The following is a 16,441-nucleotide window of genomic DNA, read 5'->3' on the forward strand; positions in this document are numbered from 1 at the left end:
TGATCACCTCAAAGCTTGCGCCAGCATGAAACCCGAGCCGCCGCCGAGGCCGGCGCCGGGATGGGTTGACGCGCCAATATGATAGAGATTGGGAATGAAGGTGCGGTGATTGACCGAGGACTTGAACGGCCGCCACAGGAAGGACTGGTCGAGGCCGCAGAAGCCGCCATAGGGATCGCCGCCGACGAGATTGATGTTCAGCCTTTCGAGATCGGCCGGTGAATAGGCCTTGCGGGCGAGCTTGTTGGCCCTGAAATCGGCGATGTGCCGGGCGAGGATCGCTTCGATGCGCTCCGCATAGGCTTCGCGCACGGTCTCGGTCCATTGACCGTCGGCCGGCACGGCGATCTCGCCCGCCGCATCGCCCTTGATATGCCGCGGCGCTTCCGGCAGCTGCAGCCAGAGTATGGCGGTCCCCTCGGGGCAGCGGCTCGGATCGAGAGCATGGGGCTGCCCGACACAAATGGTGGGCACTTCCGGCAGCATGCCGCGCTCGGCTTCATTCGCGGCCTTGGACACGCCGTCGAGGCCCGGCGTCAGATGCAGGAGCGCCACTTTCTCGAGACCGGCGGTCAGCCATCGAGGCGGCGATTTCAGCGCGTAGTGAAGCTGGAAATTGCCTTTGCCATAGCGGTAATTGCGCAGCGCGGTCTTGAGCTCGCCCGGCACCGTCCAGCCGTTGAGCAGCCGGTCATAGAGCTGGTTCGGCGTGACCGAGCAGATGACGCCTTGGCGCGCCACGATCTCCGCGCCGTCGGCGAGCTTCACGCCCCGCGCCGCGCCACCAGAGCCGGCGAGCACCGCGGCGACATCGGCCTTCGTCCTGATCTCGCCACCCGCCTCGCGGATGAGAGCGGCAAAGGCATCGAGCAATTTCTGCCCGCCGCCTTTGACGATGGGGGCACCCGCCGCCTCCAGCGCGAAGGCGATCACCTTTGCCATTTGCGCCGAATAGGCGCTTTCGGGCGAGAGGCCGGTATGCAACACCCAGGGCGCCCACAAGGCGCGGGCGACATCGGACTGGTAGTTCGATTCGAGCCAGGCCCGCGCCGTGGTGAGCGCTTCGCCGAAGAACTGCGCGAGCTGCCGGGGTCCCCGTCCCCAGGCCTCGCGCGCGAGGAGCTTGGCGGTCGGCCAACTCCACAGCTGGCCGCCGAGAAGCGCGAAGAGCAGGTGAGCATTGCGCTCGACCCCGCCGACATCGGCAAGATGCTGGGCGCCGTCGCCGGGGCTCAGCCGGTCGAGGGCTAAGCCATTGTCGGCACGCTTCATGCTGACGATGGCCGAGCGCCCGTCCGGCAGGAGCACCCCCGAAGGATGCTCGCTGTGGCAGAATTCGAGCCCATGCCGGCCGAGATCGGCGGCGAGCGCCGCATAGCCCGGCGATGTGATGAAGAGGACGAAGGTCGTCGCCATCACATCATGGATATAGCCGGGGGCGGTGATCTCTTCGGTGCGGATGCAGCCGCCGATGCGATCATTGCGCTCGAGCATCAGGACGCGCTTGCCGTTCTTGCCGAGCATGGCGGCGGCGACCAGCGCGTTGATGCCGCTGCCGATGATCACATAGTCAGGATCGGACATGTCCTCCTCCTGAGCGATGGGCGTCGCCCCTAGCGCGCCACCAGCGCCAGCACGCGCAGCGGGCTGCCGGTGCCGTTCACGATCTTGAGCGGTGCCGCGATGAGGATGGCGCCCTTGGGCGGCAGCTTGTCGAGATTGCACAGGCTCGCCAAGCCGTAGCGATTCGACTTGTGCATCAGATTATGCGCCGGGAAGGGCGGCGTCATGCCGCCGGCGGAACCCGCATCGGTGCCGACCGTCTCGCTGCCCCAGCCGATGGCGCCCTTCGACAGGATATATTCGATGCAATCGACGGTCGGTCCCGGCGAATGCGGGCCCTTGTCATCGGCATTGAGGAACTCCTTCTCGCTGCCATTGCGGGTGTACCAGTCGGTGCGCATCAGGACCCAGCTGCCCTTTGCGATGTCGCCATGCTTTTTCTCCCAGGCGCGCACGCCGTCGGCCGAGAGCAGGAAGTCCGGGTTCTTCTTCACTTCGGCGCTGCAGTCGATGACATTGGCCGGCGCCACGAAATTCTTCGGATTGATCTTGTCGGTCGAGCCGTCGGCATAATCCTTGCCACTGATCCAGTGGATCGGCGCATCGAAATGCGTGCCGGAATGCTCGCCGAGCTTGAGCCAGTTCCATGACCAGAAGGGTCCGTTCTTGTCATAGTTGGAGATGTTGTGGATCTCGATCGCGGGCGTGTTCTTGGCGAAGTCGGGCGGCAGCTTGATGAGCGGCGTCTGGGGCCCGAGCGGTGCCGAGAGATCGACCACCTCGACCGAGCCCGACAGAAGGGCTTCGGCCAATGAACTCAAATCTGCTTTCTGCGCCATGATTTCCTCCGCTGCGGCTTGCTGTTGTTTGCCTCATCCTATGCCCAATACTTGCAATTGCAAGTAAGATTTAGGGCATTTGACTGCTACAGTGGAATCTCATGGACAGATTATATGCATATGCCAGTATGTGCGTCAGGGAAGGAAGCGCGCATGACCTATGACGCCATCATCGTGGGCAGCGGCCATAATGGTCTGGCCTCGGCCATCCATCTGGCGAAGCAGGGCTGGAAGGTCTCCGTCTTCGAGCGCAACAAGGTGGCGGGCGGCGCCGTGCAGACTCGCGAAGTGACGCTTCCGGGCTTCCGCCATGATCTCTTCGCCATGAATCTGGGTCTCTTTGCCGGCTCCCCGTTCATGCGCATGCATGGCGAGGCGCTGATGCGGCACGGGCTCGCTTTCGCCGCGGCGAGTGATTGCTTCGCGACACCTTTTGCCGATGGCTCCTGGTTCGGGGTCTCCAAGGACATGGAGAAGAACATCTCCCGCGCCCGGTCCTTCTCCGAAGAGGATGCGGAAAGCTGGCGCCGGATGAGCGAAGCTTTCGGCCAGGATGCGCCGCACATATTTTCCCTTCTCGGCAGCCCAATGCCGTCGCGCGACCTCATCTCCATCGGCTGGAAAGCCTGGCGCGCCCGGGGACTGCCCTGGATCATCGACACGCTGCGACTCCTGGTGTCGTCCCCACGCGCGTTCCTCGATGCGAACTTCGAGTCCGACAAGATCAAGGCGACGCTTGCCGCCTGGGGAATGCATCTCGATTTCGCCCCCGACATAGCGGGCGGCGCCCTCTTTCCCTATCTCGAAGCTATGGCCGATCAGAGCTTTGGCATGGCGCTGGGCCGAGACGGCGCCGATGTGATGATCAAATCCATGACCGCCTATTTGAAAGAGCTTGGCGGCGAGATCCATCTCGACGCCGAGGTCGCGCGCATCGACAAGGCGAATGGCCGCGCCGCGGGCGTCACCCTCACGGATGGTCGAAGCTTTGCCGCCAAGCGCGCCGTCATCGCCAATGTCGTGCCGCAGATCGTCTTCGGAAAACTTCTCGCCGGCGGCAGCGGCAATGCGGAAGCCGACCGGCAGATGACGTCCTTCCGTGCCGGCCCGGGCACGATGATGATCCATGTCGCTGCCGATGGGCTTCCCGACTGGGCGGCGGGGGCCGAGCTTCAGCGTTTCGCCTATGTCCATCTCGCCCCCTCGCTCGACATGATGAGCCGCGCCTATCATGAAGCGCTCGCCGGATTGCTGCCGGCAGAGCCGGTGCTGGTGGTGGGCCAGCCGACCGCCGTCGATCCGAGCCGCGCGCCCGAAGGCAAGCACATCCTCTGGATTCAAGTCCGTGTGCTTCCCGCGACTGCGGACTGGAGCCAGATCAAAGAGACCTATGCCGACCGGGTCATGACCATTCTCGAAAGCTACGCGCCGGGCTTCAGCAAGAAGATCCTCGGCCGCGCCGTCTTCTCACCACTCGATCTGGAAAAGGAGAATCCCAATCTTCTGGGCGGTGACAATCTCGGCGGCAGCCATCATCTGAGCCAGAATTTTCTGTTCCGCCCGGCGCCCGGCTGGTCGCGCTACAAGACACCATTGGACGGGCTCTATCTCGTCGGCGCGTCCACCTGGCCGGGTGCTGGCGTTGGGGCGGGATCGGGCTTCATGCTCGCGAAGATGCTGACCAGATGATCTTGCGGTGGTTTTATTTTAGACCTAAAGTATCTTGATAAATACAGAACGACAGGGAGAGGAAACATGACGACATCCAGGCGGGAAGTATTGAAACTTGGGGCGTTTGGCGGTGCGGCGCTGTTTGGCGGCCTTGCCGCCACGACTGTCTCGGCGCAAGGCTCCGAGCTCACCATTGCCTATAATGTGAACCTACCCTCCTGGGATCCGACCGTCGGTCCTTCCGCCGTCAATCCGACGATCCAGGCGATCTACCGGTCGGTCTTCGACATGTATATCGCGCAGAATCCCGACCTCTCCTTCGCGCCGGGCCTCATCACCAAATGGGGCTGGAACGACGACAAGACGCAGATCATGTTGGAGGTGCGGGACGGCGTCACCTGGCATGACGGCTCGCCCTTCACGGCCGAAGACGTCGTCTGGTCGCTCGAGCGCGCCGGCAAGCCCGAGACCGGCAATCCGATCCAGTTCGTGTGGAGCAAGATCGGCAATTTCAAGGTCGACGGCAACAAGATCACCGCCGATGTGAAGGAGTTCGAGCCGGTCCTGTTCAAATGGATGGCATTCCTCACGGGCTATGTGTTGCCCAAGGCCTATTATGAGAAGGTCGGCGCCGAAGGCTTCGAGAAGGCGCCGATCGGCACTGGCCCCTATATGATGGAGAAATTCGAGCGCAACGCCTTCATGCGGCTCAAGGCCAATCCGAATTACTGGGGCGGCAAGCCTGCCTATGACACGGTGATCATCAAATTCGTGCCCGATGCCTCGAGCCGCGTCGCCGAGATCGAATCCGGCTCCTCGCAAGTGACGCTCGAAATTCCTTATGACGAGTTCGATCGCCTCAAGGCCAAGGAGGGGCTTGCCGGTGTCACCACGCCGATCTCCGATATCGGCATGATCTTCCTCAACGACATCGACGTGATGCTCGACAAGAATGTGCGCCTCGCCGCCCATCATGCGATCGACAAGCAACTCATCATCGACCGCCTGCTCAACGGCTATGGCATCGCCATCGACACGCTCCAGACGCCGCAATACACAGCCTATGATCCCTCGATCAAGGTCGGCTACGACCCCGAGAAGGCGAAGCAGCTCCTCGCCGCCTCGGGCTACAGCCCGGACAAGCCGGTGAAGTTCAAGATCCAGACCACCAAGGGCTTCAAGTCCAAGGATTACGAGATGATCCAGGCCATTGTCGGCATGTGGCGCAAGGTCGGCATCGAGGCCGAGATCGAGATCTACGAGATCGCGAAGCATTTCGAATTGCGCGCCGCCGACACGCTGGCGCCGGCCGCCTTCTACAATTGGGGCAATGCCCTTGCCGATCCCAGCGTCTCGACCGGCTACGCCATGTTCGGGCCGAGCCCGCATTCGGTGTGGGATTCCAAGGACCTGATCGACAAGATCATCCCGCTGTGGGGCGAGAAGGACGAGACGAAGCGCATCGAGGGCTGGAAGGCGGTCGACAGATACATCGCCGAGGAAGGCTATGTCATTCCGCTCCTGCAATATGTGCAGCCGATCATCCATGTCAAAACGGTCAAGGTCACGCCGAATGTATCGGGGGCGCTCTTGCCAGCGCTGATGTCACCGGCCTAGGTGTAGCGGAGAGGATCGCCTCGGCGATCCTCTCCGACTGCTCTGGCAAGGTTCTGAGTTGGCATGGGCCGAAACCTCCTGATCCGCCTCGGCTCGACTGTGGTCACGCTTTTCGGCGTGGCTCTCATCGTCTTCATCCTGGTGCGCGTCGTCCCCGGCAACCCCATCGCCATGATGCTGCCGCCCGGCGCCTCCGACGCCGACATCGCCCTACTCACCGCCCATTACGGCCTCGACAAGCCGATCATGACGCAGTTCTGGATCTGGCTCGGTCGCGCCTTGCAAGGCGATTTCGGCACTTCCATCTCCTTGCGCCAGGATGTGATGGGGCTGATCTTCGGCCGTCTGCCGGCGACGCTCGAGCTCGCGACACTGGCGCTCGTCATCGCCGTGGCCTTGGGGGGCAGCCTTGCCGTCATAGCGGCGCGCTATCGCGGCACGGCGGCCGAGACCGGCATCGACCTCTTCAATGGCGCAAGCCTCGCCATGCCGGATTTCCTCTGGGGTCTCACCCTCATTTTGCTCCTCGGCGTCGCCTTTCCGGTCTTTGCCATATCGGGCCGCGTCTCGCCGACCCTCGATCTCAATTTCGTCTCGGGCTTCTATCTCATCGAAAGCATCCTGCGTCTGCGCTTCGACATCTTTCTCGACCTCATGCGCCATATGCTGATGCCGGCCCTGGCGCTGGCGCTGCCTCTGGCGGCGGTCATCGCCCAGCTCCTGAAAACCTCACTCAAGGAGGCGATGCAGCAGGATTATGTGATGCTCGCCCGCACCAAGGGCTTTTCCGAGACCCGCGTGCTCTTGTCGGAAGCGCTGCGCAACGCCGTCATCCCCACCCTCACTCTGGCCGGCGTGCAATTCACCTTCCTCATCGGCGGCACGGTGATCGTCGAGCGGCTCTTCTCCTATGAAGGCCTCGGCAATATGGCGATCGATGCCGTGATCAATCGCGACCTGCCCTTGATCCAGGGCATCGTCCTCGTTTTTGCGTTGATCTTCGTCATCATCAATCTCCTGGTCGATCTGAGCTATGCGCTGCTCAATCCGAGGCTCCGGCATGGCTGAGGCCCGCGCCATCACGGTGAGAACCGGCCCCAGGCTCTGGCTCTCCGGCCTGTGGCTGATCCTCATGGCGCTGGCGGCGATCTTCGCACCCCTCATCGTGCCGCATGATCCTCTCGCTCAGGATCTCATGCTCGGCAAATTGCCGCCCGCCTGGATCGCAGGCAGCGAGCCCGGCTATCTTCTCGGCACCGACAGCCTCGGCCGCGATGTGCTGTCGCGTCTCATCTCGGCGGCGCGCCCGGCTTTCATCGTCGCCATAGGAGCGGGCCTCGCCGCCTGCCTTCTGGGATCGGCCCTCGGCCTCCTCTCGGGCTTCTTCGGCGGCTGGACCGACCGCATCATCTCGCGCATCGTCGACATCTGGATGGCCTTTCCGCCGGTCCTCCTCTCCATTCTCCTCGTCGCCTTCTTCAATCCGAGCCTCACCTCGGTCATCCTCGCCATCGCCATTATCGACTGGACCCGCTTCTGCCGTGTGGTGCGCGCCGAGACGATGCAGCAGCGCCGGATGGATTATGTCGAAAGCGCCCGCGCCATGGGCCTTTCCCGCATGGCGACCTTGCTCAAGGAAGTGCTGCCCAATGTGCTGCCGGCCATCACGGTGCTGCTGTCGCTCGAAATGGGCATCGCGGTGATCGTCGAAGCCATCCTGTCCTATGTCAATCTGTCGGTATCGACCGATCAGGCAACCTGGGGCAGCATGATCGCCGAGGGCCGCGGCATCATCTACCAGGCTTGGTGGGTGCTGCTTTTCCCGATGATCGCTCTCTTCCTCACCGTCCTTGCCTTCAGCCAGTTCGGCGAAGGCTTGAAGGAACGCTTCGATCCGGTGCTCAGATGACGGCGCCCTATCTCACGATCGCCAGCCTGAGCGTCGCCTTGAAGCAGGGCGGCCGTCTGTTGCGCTCCGTGTCGCTCACCGTCCATCCGGGCGAAGTCCATGCGCTGGTCGGTGAATCGGGCGCCGGCAAGAGCATGATCGCGCGCGCCGTGTTCGGCATCCTGCCCCGGGCGGTCGACATCGTCGAGGGCCAGGTGACGCTGGCCGATCAGGATCTGGCAGGGCTGCCGGAAAGCGCCCGCCGCCTCTATATCGGCAAGCGCGCCGCCTTCATCCCGCAGGATCCCTTGACCGCGCTCAATCCGGCAAAGCGAATCGAGCAGCAGATCTGCGACCGGCTCATCCATATTCTCGGCATGCAGAAAGCCGAGGCGCGAGCCCGCGCTCTGGCGCTCCTCGCCGAGGTGAAGATCGCCGAGCCGGAGCGGGTGATGCGGCTTTACCCGCATGAGCTCTCGGGCGGCATGCGCCAGCGCGCCCTCATTGCTTCGGCCTTCAGCGCCGAGCCGCGCTTGATCGTGGCGGATGAGCCGACGACGGCGCTCGATGTCACGGTGCAGAAGCAGATCTTAGGGCTCATCGCCGACATGCAGGCGCGCCACGGCACGGCCTTGCTCTTCATCACGCATAATCTCGGCGTCGTCGCCAAGCTCTGCCAGAGCGCCACCGTGCTTTACGCCGGCAAGGTGGTGGAGCAGGCGCCGGTCGCTGAGCTCTTCGCCAGGCCGAAGCATGCCTATACGCGGGCCTTGATGGCGGCGACCCCGCGCTATGACCGGCCGGAAGACTCGCTCAAACCCGCCTCGCCCGAGCTGATCGCGGAACTGGCGCGCGAGGTCGCCCTGACCGACGCGGCCTGGACGAGGAGACCGGCCCATGGCTGACGCCTTGTTCACGGTCGAGAATCTGCATCTGTCGCTGCCCGACATGACGAAGAAGCCTCTGCTCGGAGCAGCACCCCGCATCGAGATCCTGAAAGGCCTGAGCTTCACGCTCAAAGAAGGCGCCATCACGGGCATTGTCGGCGAATCGGGCTCGGGCAAGACTTCGTTGGGGCGCACGCTGATCCGTCTGCTGAAGCCCGATGCCGGCAGGATCGTCTTTGCCGGGCGCGAGATCGCCACGCTCACCGACGACGACTTGCAACCTTTGCGGCGCGATCTCCAGATCATCTTCCAGGACCCGTTCTCGTCTCTCAATCCGCGCAAGACGGTGGGCGCGATCATCGCGGCTCCGCTCTCACTGCACGGGTTGGCCCATAGCCGTCAACGGATAGCCGAAGCGCTCCGGCAAGTCGGCCTGCCGGAAAGCTTCGCATCGCGTTATCCCCATGAGCTGTCGGGCGGACAGCGCCAGCGGGTCGGCATCGCCCGTGCCGTCGCCTTGAAGCCGCGCTTCATCCTGGCGGACGAGATCGTCTCCGGCCTCGATGTGTCGAGCCAGGCGCAGATCCTCGATCTCCTGATGACCTTGCGCGCGCAAATGAATTTCACCATGGCCTTCATCAGCCATGATCTCTCGGTGGTGCGGCGGCTGTGCGACCGGGTGATCGTCATGCGCCAGGGCGAGATCGTCGAAGACGCCGAAACAGCGGCACTTTTTGACAGACCGCAACACGCCTATACAAGGCTCTTGCGCGATTGCATTCCCTTGCCCGAAGTCAGCGATGGCTGGCTCAAGGAGGCCTGACTTGGAAGCCTATATCGTCGATTTTATCCGCACGCCGATCGGGCGCTATGGCGGCGTCCTCGCCTCGGTGCGCACCGATGATCTCGCCGCCCTTCCTGTTCGCACCTTGGTCGAGCGCCACAAGGGAATCGATCCTGCCGCGATCGACGAGGTGATCCTCGGCTGCGCCAATCAGGCGGGCGAGGACAACCGCAATGTCGCCCGCATGGCGGTTCTGCTCGCGGGCCTGCCCGAAACCGTGCCGGGGATGACGGTCAACCGGCTGTGCGCTTCGGGTCTCGACGCCGTCATCGCCGCTTCCCGCCAGATCAAGACCGGCGAGGCCGATCTGGTGATCGCCGGCGGTGTCGAGTCCATGTCGCGGGCGCCCTTCGTGATGCCGAAGGCGGAAACGGCTTTCGCCCGCGCGCCCGAAATCCACGACACGACCATTGGCTGGCGTTTCGTCAATACACTGATCAAGGCGCAATATGGCATCGAGTCCATGCCGGAGACGGCGGAGAATGTCGCCGCCGAGCATCAGATCTCCCGCGCCGACCAGGACGCCTATGCGGCGCAGAGCCAGGCGCGCGCCGTGACGGCGCAAGGAAACGGCCGCTTCGCGCAAGAGATTGTCGCGGTGACGGTGCCGCAGAAGAAAGGCGAGGCTCTGTCGGTTGCTACGGACGAGCATCCCCGCGCCGGCACCACGGTCGAGAAACTCGCCAAATTGCCCACACCTTTCCGCAAGGACGGAACGGTGACGGCCGGCAATTCATCGGGTGTCAATGACGGCGCCGCCGCTTTGCTGCTCGCCTCGGAGAGGACGATCGCGAAATATGGCCTGACACCCCTCGCCCGCATCTTAGGCGCAGCGAGTGCCGGCGTAGCGCCGAGGGTCATGGGCATGGGACCCGTTCCCGCCGTCGATAAATTGCTCGAACGGCAGAAGCTGAAGCTCGCCGATTTCGGCGTGATCGAGCTCAATGAGGCCTTCGCCGCGCAAGTCCTCGCCGTGACGCGAGCCCTCGGCATCGATGCGGCGGATGAGAACTTCAATCCCAATGGTGGCGCCATCGCGCTCGGTCATCCGCTCGGCGCTTCGGGAGCCCGCATCGCCGGCACCGCGGCGCTCGAGCTCAAGCGCCGCAACGCCAAACGCGCTTTGGTGACGCTCTGCGTCGGCGTCGGCCAGGGCGTGGCGCTGGCGATTGAGGCGGTCTAGTCCAACAACGGACCCTTTGTGCAACGCGCTGGCTGACATTGGTCGCCCTTCGCTCAGCTGAGTTCTTGGGCGAGTCCGATGAGAAGCCCTTCAGGCCCGCGGATGTAGCAGAGCCGATACGCGTCTTTATACTGGACGACTTCGCCTACGAGCTGCGCGCCGCGATTGCGGAGCCTTTCCAGCGTCGCGTCGATGTCGTCCACGGCGAACATGATGCGGAGATAGCCTAGAGCGTTAACCGCGGCGTTGCGGTGATCCTCGACGGCAGGCGGCGTGAGGAAGCGGGATAGCTCGAGCCGGCCATGGCCGTCCGGCGTGCGCATCATGGCAATCTCGACGCGCTGATCGCCCAGTCCCGTGACACGTCCAGCCCATTCTTCTTCGATCGTGGCCCGCCCCTCGAGTTCAAGGCCGAGTTCGCGAAAGAAATCAATCGTCTCTCCGAGATCATCGACGACGATTCCTATGTTGTCCATCCGTTTGAGCGCCATGTGTCAAACCCGCAAGGTGTCGCCTAGATCAGGATTGGCCCGAGCTCGAGCTTGGTCAGGACCTCGGGACCAGTCTCGGTCAGCAATACCGTATTGGACAGGAAGTCGTCACCCCTCCCGCTTCCCATCAACCATGACAATATGTGAAAGCTCATGCCGGTCCTGATCTCGAGGTCGGAATCATGCCTGAGCCCGGTCACCGTATTGCCCCCGGTCCAGGAGGGGGGCTGCCCGATGCCGACGCAATAGCCGCAATGATGCCGCCGGTAATGCGCGAGACCGGCCTCATCGACGACCTTCTGCCAGGCGGCATAGACGGCCTTCGCGGTCGTGCCCGGCCTGATCGCCTCGACCACGGCATCGAAGGCCTGCCGCACGATGCCGGCGATCCTCGCATCCTCCTCGCGAATGGCGCCGATATGGACGAGCCGGCCCAAGGGCGCATGATAGCGCGAGACACAGCCTGAAAGCTCGACGAAGACCGGCTCGCCTTTCCGGTATTGGCCGTCGCCCCAGGTCGCATGCTCTTCACCGAGCCGGCTGCCCGGGCGGATGAAAGGACCGAATCCCGGCGGATGGCCGCCGGCCTTGATCATCGCCGCGCTGCAGAGAGCGGCCACATCTCTCTCCCTGGCGCCATCGGCAATGGCCGCGACCGCCGCTTTCGCCGCCGCATCGCTGATTTTCGCGGCGCGGCGCATCAGCGCCTGCTCTGCGGCGCTCTTCACCAGCCGGAGCCCGTCGGCGAGACCGGTTATGTCGGACCATGTGGCCGTAACTTGGCTTTGCAGCGACGACGCCAGGCCGAAGCTCAAGCCCGAGGTCCAATATTCGAGGCCGATCGATTTATCGGTGAGGTTCAGATCCTTCAGCACGCGGGCCGCGATGTCGGCGGCGGTCTCGCTGTCCGGATGGCCGCGGAACTCAGCCGATCTCACCTGCTTCTCGACCGAGACGCGCTCCATCGCGCGGGTGATGAGAATATTCGCACCCGCAAGCGGCACGATGAGGAGATGCGGCGCGAAATAGCCCCAATGATCGAGGCCGGTCAGATAGAAGACATTTTCGGGTGAAGCGAAGATCGCCGCGTCGAGCTTGCGCTTCGCCAGCTCCTGCCGCACCCGCGCCAGGCGCTGCCTTATCTCGCCATCGCTGAAGGGATTGTCATGCATGGGTGGCTCAATCGATGACGATCAGCTCGCGCGCCACATCGGTGAGGCGCTCGCCACCCTTGTCGGTGACGACGAAGGATTCCGAGATCGCGACACCGAAATCCGCGAGCCACACACCCGACTGGATATGGAAGCACATGCCGGCGTCGAGCACGGTCTCATCGCCGGGCCGGAGTGACGCGGTGCGCTCGCCCCAATCGGGCGGATAGGCAAGGCCGACCGGATAGCCGACCCGGCTTTCCTTCTTGAGCCCATGCTTGCGCAGGACCGCTTGCCACGCGGCTTCGACCTCGGCAGCCGTGTTGCCGGGCCTGGCCTTGGCGAGGCCGGCATCGACGCCCTCGACCACCGCCTTGGCGACGTCGCCGATCTCCTTGGGCGCCTTGCCCAGATGCATGGTGCGCGTCAAAGGCGCATGATAGCGCCGCCGGACGCCGGCGATCTCGAGCATCACCAGGCCCGAATTCGGCAAAGGCTCGTCGGTCCAGGTGAGATGCGGCGTGCTCGTGCCTTCGCCGACCGGCATCAACGGGCAGATCGCGGCATAGTCGCCGCCAATGCCGCCGACGCCCATCGTCTGGGCATGATAGATCTCGGCGATCACCTGATATTGCGGCACGCCGGGCTTCATCTTCGCAATGGCGCTGTTCATCGCATGGGTGCAGATGCGCCCCGCCTCGCGCATGAAGGTGAGCTCGGCTTCCGACTTGACGAGCCTTGCCCAATTGACGAGGTCGCCATTGTTGCTGAAGCGCGCTTCGGGCAATCCCTTGGTCAAATGCGCATGGCAGCGCGCGGTATAATAATGAGCGTCCATCTCGACGCCGATCCGCGCTTTGCCCCAGCCGCGCGCGCGGATGAGCTCGGCCAACTCGTCATAGGGATGGCCCACGGGATGCTGGATGAGCTTCTCCGAGAAAGGCACGATATTCCGCGCCGGCAGATAGGTGGTGAAATGGGCGCTCTTGGCATCCTGGGCGCGGCCGAACCAGATCGGCGTCTCCTCCTCCTGATGCACCAGAACGCATTGCGGCACATAGAAGGACCAGCCGTCATAGCCGGTAAGCCAGCCCATATTGGCCGGATCCTGGCAGATGATCAGGTCGAAGCCCGCTTTGTCCATGCGGGTTTTGACTTGCGAAAGTCGTTGCGCATATTCCGCGCGGGAGAATGGCGTGCTCACATGGGCCTCTTCAGCTTTTGATCATGGTGCCGATGCCGGCCTTTTGGGCTGAGGCATAGGCGTGGGATGCGATGGCGGTGTCCTGCGCGCCGGTGCCGGTGAGATCGCAGATCGTGATGGCGCTTTCCAAAGCCCGGCCGGGATGAAGGCCTGCGACGATCTGGCCGAGCTCGGGCGGGGTGTTGCCGTTCATGAGGCCCAAGGCGCGCGCGGCGCGCAATTCGCCAAGGGCTGCCGCCTGCGCGACGCGGTCGCAAGAATAGAGATCGGCAAGTGCCACGGCGCGCGGGTCGATCTCGTTCTTGCCGGCCTGATCGGAGCCCATGGCGGTGATGTGCAGGCCTTTATGCAGCCATTCGGCGCGCAGGATCGGCTTCTTCGCCGAGGTCGTGGTCACCACGAGCTGCGCCTCGCCGACGGCTTGCGCCGCATCCGTCACCGCTTCCGCCTTGACCTTGAGCGCCTTGGCGATGTCCTTGGCGCAAGCCTCGGCCTTGGCCTTGTCGCGGCCCCAGACCAGCACCTTGTTGAACGGCCGCACCAGATGCGCGGCGATGATCTGCAGGCGGGCCTGCATGCCGGCGCCGAGCACCGCCGCGGTCTCGACCTTCTTCGGCGCCAGATATTTGGCGGCGACGGCGCCCGCCGCCGCGGTGCGGATGTCGGTCAGATAGCCATTGTCGAGGAGGAGCGCCGTGACCAACCCGGTCTTGGCCGAGAACAGGATCATCAGGCCGTTGAGGCTCGGCAGCCCGATCTTCGGATTGTCGAAGAAGCCCGGGCTTACCTTGATGGCGAAATTGTCGAAGCCCGGAAGATAGGCGGTCTTCACATCGACCTCGCCATGGGCGTCTTTGATCTCCATCGACAGGATCGGCGGCATGATCACCTTGCCAGAGGCGAGGAGCCGGAAGGCCTCCTCGACGACGGCGAGGACGCGCACATCGAGCGTCACGGCCTGGCGCAGGTCTTTCTCGGTCAGGATCGCGATATCGGCCATGTCTATCCTCTCACCAGGCGATCGCCGAGCATGACCGCATCGCCCCGGACGACGCCCAGGAACTGATCCATGTCGACATTCTGGCCGGAGACGATCATGGCGGTCGGCCCGTCGAGCTTGATCTTGCCGGCAAGCAGTGCGGCGATGCCGACGGCGCCGGCACCTTCGGCGACGAGGCGCTCCTTGAAGAAGAGGGCGCGCATGCCGCGATAGATCTCCTCTTCGCTCACCAGCACTGTTTCATCGACATGCTTGCGGCAGAGGTCGAAGGTCCATTGATTGGCGAGATTGATACCGCCGCCAAGCGAATCGGCGAGCGAGGGGACTTCGGTCACGGCAATCGGATGTCCGGCCTTGAGGCTCTCATGCATGGCTGCCCCCTCTTCCATGCTGACGCCGGTGATCCGGATCGAAGGCTTCAAGGCTTTCGCCGCGAAGGCGATGCCGCCGATGAGGCCGCCGCCCGACAGCGGCACGACGATCCGGGTGAGGTCGGGCCGTTCGCTCAAGAGCTCGAGCGCGATCGTCGCCTGTCCTAAGATCACGTCGCGATGATCGAAGGGCGAGATATCGGTCAAGCCTTTCTCGCCGACGAGGCGATCGGCATCCGTTTGCGCGTCGTCCTGGCTGGAGCCGCAGCGCCGGACCGTGGCGCCAAGGGCAGCGATCGCATCAACCTTGATCTGCGGCACCAGATTCGAGAGGCAGATGGTGGCGGGAATCCCGAGACGGCTCGCGGCATAAGCGACCGCGCGCCCATGATTGCCGGTCGAGCAGGCGACGACGCCGCGGCGCTTGGCCTGATCGTCGAGGCGTAAGAGCGCATGCGCAGCGCCCCTGATCTTGAAGGCGCCAATGGGCTGAAGGGTCTCGAGCTTGAGCAGCAGCGGCTGGCGGGCATCGGCGCCGATGCCGCGGGCCTCGATTAGCGGGGTCCTTCGAGCGAGCCCGGCAATGAGGCGGTGAGCCTCCATGACCTCGGCAAGAGCAAACCCCATCGGATCCTCAAATGTGCACAACAACGAGACGAGCGGCTATGCCGCACGCCAAAACTGCTTATTTTCAGATAAAATACATCTTCCCTTGCAGCATGTCCAGATAAGTTGTATACAACAAAGCGTACCTGGCAGGAAGCCTCAGGCTCATCCGTTGAAGACCGGGACCCTATTCGCGATGTTTCAGGGAGAAACGCATGTCCAGAACGATCATCACGCGCCGTCATTTGCTGAAGGGGACCGCCGGCCTCGCGCTGGCGGCATCGACCTTCGCCTTTGCCTCTTCGGCCTTTGCCGAAACCACGCTCGAGCGCGCCAAGGCGCAGGGCTTCATCCGCATCGGTTTCGCCAATGAGGCGCCCTTCGGCTACGCGACGCCCGACGGCAAGCTCACCGGCGAGGCGCCGGAAGTGGCCAAGGCCGTGCTCGCCAAGATGGGCATCGCGCAAGTCGACGGCGTCCTCACCGAATTCGGCTCGCTGATCCCCGGCCTCAAGGCGGGCCGCTTCGACATCATCGCCGCCGGCATGTTCATCAATCCCAAGCGCTGCAAGGAGATCGCCTTCTCCGAACCCTCTTACGGCATCGGCCAGGCCATGCTGGTGAAGACGGGCAATCCCAAGGGCATCAAGGACTATACGAGCTTCAAGGACAACAGCGCGCTGAAGCTCGCCGTCATGGCGGGCGCCGTCGAGGTCGGCTATGCCAAGGATGCGGGCGTGCCGCAGGACCAGCTCGTGATCCTTCCCGATCAATCGAGCCTCATTGCCGCCGTGCAGTCCGATCGCGCCGATGGCGCCGCCTTGACCGCGCTCTCCATCGCCGACATGGCCAAGAAGGGCGAAGGGGTCGAATCGACGACGCCCTTCGGCGAAGTCGCCGGCAAATCCGTCAAGGGCCATGGCGGCTTCGGCTTCCGCAAGGAAGACACCGATCTCTATGAAGCCTTCAACAAGGAGCTCACGGCCTTCCTCGGAACGCCGGAGCATCTGGCGCTGGTGACGCCCCTTGGTTTCGGCAAGGACTACCTGCCGAACAAGACCATGGAGCAACTGTGCAAGGGTGAATAGTCTCGACCGCAAAGACCGGGGCTTCGCGGTCTGAGCTT

Annotated in this window: 15 protein-coding genes; 8 read left to right on the forward strand and 7 right to left on the reverse strand. The window is 63.6% G+C overall.

Annotated features, from left to right (window positions below; translation table 11 throughout):
* Nucleotides 1–3: 3 nt before the first annotated feature.
* Complete coding sequence (locus DS839_RS34390) at nt 4–1,584, reverse strand: phytoene desaturase family protein (protein ID WP_119275074.1); 1,581 nt, start codon at nt 1,582–1,584, stop codon at nt 4–6.
* A gap of 29 nt (nt 1,585–1,613) precedes the next feature.
* Nucleotides 1,614–2,402 carry a cyclase family protein gene (locus DS839_RS34395; RefSeq protein WP_119275075.1) on the reverse strand — a complete coding sequence of 263 codons (789 nt, stop codon included), beginning with the start codon at nt 2,400–2,402 and terminating at the stop codon, nt 1,614–1,616.
* A 153-nt stretch (nt 2,403–2,555) separates the two neighbouring features.
* Here DS839_RS34395 and DS839_RS34400 point away from each other — a divergent pair, with 153 nt between their 5' ends.
* The 7 genes from DS839_RS34400 to pcaF all read left to right on the forward strand — a co-directional run bounded on the left by DS839_RS34400 (nt 2,556) and on the right by pcaF (nt 10,492).
* Complete coding sequence (locus tag DS839_RS34400; protein ID WP_119275076.1) at nt 2,556–4,091, forward strand: phytoene desaturase family protein; 1,536 nt, start codon at nt 2,556–2,558, stop codon at nt 4,089–4,091.
* Between the two features lie 66 nt (nt 4,092–4,157).
* A complete protein-coding gene (locus DS839_RS34405) occupies nt 4,158–5,690 on the forward strand; it encodes an ABC transporter substrate-binding protein (RefSeq protein WP_119275077.1) in 1,533 nt (510 codons plus the stop codon).
* A 63-nt stretch (nt 5,691–5,753) separates the two neighbouring features.
* Complete coding sequence (locus DS839_RS34410; RefSeq protein ID WP_119275078.1) at nt 5,754–6,758, forward strand: ABC transporter permease; 1,005 nt, start codon at nt 5,754–5,756, stop codon at nt 6,756–6,758.
* Nucleotides 6,751–7,599: an ABC transporter permease gene (locus DS839_RS34415; protein ID WP_119275079.1), complete on the forward strand. Its 849-nt coding sequence runs from the start codon at nt 6,751–6,753 to the stop codon at nt 7,597–7,599. The genes DS839_RS34410 and DS839_RS34415 overlap by 8 nt, the downstream gene beginning before the upstream one ends.
* The gene (locus DS839_RS34420; RefSeq protein ID WP_119275080.1) at nt 7,596–8,483 is read left to right on the forward strand and encodes an ABC transporter ATP-binding protein; all 888 of its coding nucleotides are present in this window, start codon (nt 7,596–7,598) and stop codon (nt 8,481–8,483) included. Before DS839_RS34415 ends, DS839_RS34420 begins: the two co-directional genes overlap by 4 nt.
* Nucleotides 8,476–9,288 carry an ATP-binding cassette domain-containing protein gene (locus tag DS839_RS34425; RefSeq protein ID WP_119275081.1) on the forward strand — a complete coding sequence of 271 codons (813 nt, stop codon included), beginning with the start codon at nt 8,476–8,478 and terminating at the stop codon, nt 9,286–9,288. Before DS839_RS34420 ends, DS839_RS34425 begins: the two co-directional genes overlap by 8 nt.
* 1 nt (nt 9,289) lies before the next feature.
* Nucleotides 9,290–10,492, forward strand: a complete 1,203-nt coding sequence (pcaF, locus tag DS839_RS34430; RefSeq protein WP_368912084.1) for a 3-oxoadipyl-CoA thiolase — start codon at nt 9,290–9,292, stop codon at nt 10,490–10,492.
* A 53-nt stretch (nt 10,493–10,545) separates the two neighbouring features.
* Here the strand turns inward: pcaF and DS839_RS34435 are convergent, their stop codons facing one another.
* The 5 genes from DS839_RS34435 to eutB are packed head-to-tail and all read right to left on the reverse strand — an operon-like array spanning nt 10,546 to nt 15,336.
* Nucleotides 10,546–10,983, reverse strand: coding sequence for a VOC family protein (locus DS839_RS34435; protein WP_119275083.1), 438 nt, complete (start codon nt 10,981–10,983; stop codon nt 10,546–10,548).
* A 23-nt stretch (nt 10,984–11,006) separates the two neighbouring features.
* Nucleotides 11,007–12,155 (reverse strand): M24 family metallopeptidase, encoded by a 1,149-nt coding sequence (locus DS839_RS34440; protein WP_119275084.1) that lies wholly within the window; start codon nt 12,153–12,155, stop codon nt 11,007–11,009.
* 7 nt (nt 12,156–12,162) lie between these two features.
* Complete coding sequence (locus DS839_RS34445) at nt 12,163–13,338, reverse strand: M24 family metallopeptidase (RefSeq protein WP_368912085.1); 1,176 nt, start codon at nt 13,336–13,338, stop codon at nt 12,163–12,165.
* 10 nt (nt 13,339–13,348) lie between these two features.
* Nucleotides 13,349–14,338, reverse strand: coding sequence for a cyclodeaminase (locus DS839_RS34450; protein WP_119275086.1), 990 nt, complete (start codon nt 14,336–14,338; stop codon nt 13,349–13,351).
* A 2-nt stretch (nt 14,339–14,340) separates the two neighbouring features.
* Entirely contained in the window at nt 14,341–15,336 is a 996-nt protein-coding gene (gene eutB / locus DS839_RS34455) for a hydroxyectoine utilization dehydratase EutB (protein WP_119275087.1), read from the reverse strand.
* Nucleotides 15,337–15,530: 194 nt separating this feature from the next.
* On the opposite strand from eutB, the gene ehuB reads away from it, so the two are divergent.
* Nucleotides 15,531–16,403 (forward strand): ectoine/hydroxyectoine ABC transporter substrate-binding protein EhuB, encoded by an 873-nt coding sequence (gene ehuB / locus DS839_RS34460; protein WP_119275088.1) that lies wholly within the window; start codon nt 15,531–15,533, stop codon nt 16,401–16,403.
* Nucleotides 16,404–16,441 lie beyond the last annotated feature (38 nt).

It is taken from the genome of Taklimakanibacter deserti, assembly GCA_003574785.1.

Excerpts from the sequence above, each read along its gene's own strand:
- DS839_RS34400 (WP_119275076.1), top strand. The coding sequence starts at position 2,556 with ATGACCTATGACGCCATCATCGTGGGCAGCGGCCATAATGGTCTGGCC.
- ehuB (WP_119275088.1), top strand. The coding sequence starts at position 15,531 with ATGTCCAGAACGATCATCACGCGCCGTCATTTGCTGAAGGGGACCGCC.
- eutB (WP_119275087.1), bottom strand. The coding sequence starts at position 15,336 with ATGGGGTTTGCTCTTGCCGAGGTCATGGAGGCTCACCGCCTCATTGCC.
- DS839_RS34405 (WP_119275077.1), top strand. The coding sequence starts at position 4,158 with ATGACGACATCCAGGCGGGAAGTATTGAAACTTGGGGCGTTTGGCGGT.
- DS839_RS34425 (WP_119275081.1), top strand. The coding sequence starts at position 8,476 with ATGGCTGACGCCTTGTTCACGGTCGAGAATCTGCATCTGTCGCTGCCC.
- DS839_RS34395 (WP_119275075.1), bottom strand. The coding sequence starts at position 2,402 with ATGGCGCAGAAAGCAGATTTGAGTTCATTGGCCGAAGCCCTTCTGTCG.
- DS839_RS34440 (WP_119275084.1), bottom strand. The coding sequence starts at position 12,155 with ATGCATGACAATCCCTTCAGCGATGGCGAGATAAGGCAGCGCCTGGCG.
- DS839_RS34435 (WP_119275083.1), bottom strand. The coding sequence starts at position 10,983 with ATGGCGCTCAAACGGATGGACAACATAGGAATCGTCGTCGATGATCTC.
- DS839_RS34390 (WP_119275074.1), bottom strand. The coding sequence starts at position 1,584 with ATGTCCGATCCTGACTATGTGATCATCGGCAGCGGCATCAACGCGCTG.
- DS839_RS34450 (WP_119275086.1), bottom strand. The coding sequence starts at position 14,338 with ATGGCCGATATCGCGATCCTGACCGAGAAAGACCTGCGCCAGGCCGTG.
- DS839_RS34415 (WP_119275079.1), top strand. The coding sequence starts at position 6,751 with ATGGCTGAGGCCCGCGCCATCACGGTGAGAACCGGCCCCAGGCTCTGG.
- DS839_RS34420 (WP_119275080.1), top strand. The coding sequence starts at position 7,596 with ATGACGGCGCCCTATCTCACGATCGCCAGCCTGAGCGTCGCCTTGAAG.
- DS839_RS34410 (WP_119275078.1), top strand. The coding sequence starts at position 5,754 with ATGGGCCGAAACCTCCTGATCCGCCTCGGCTCGACTGTGGTCACGCTT.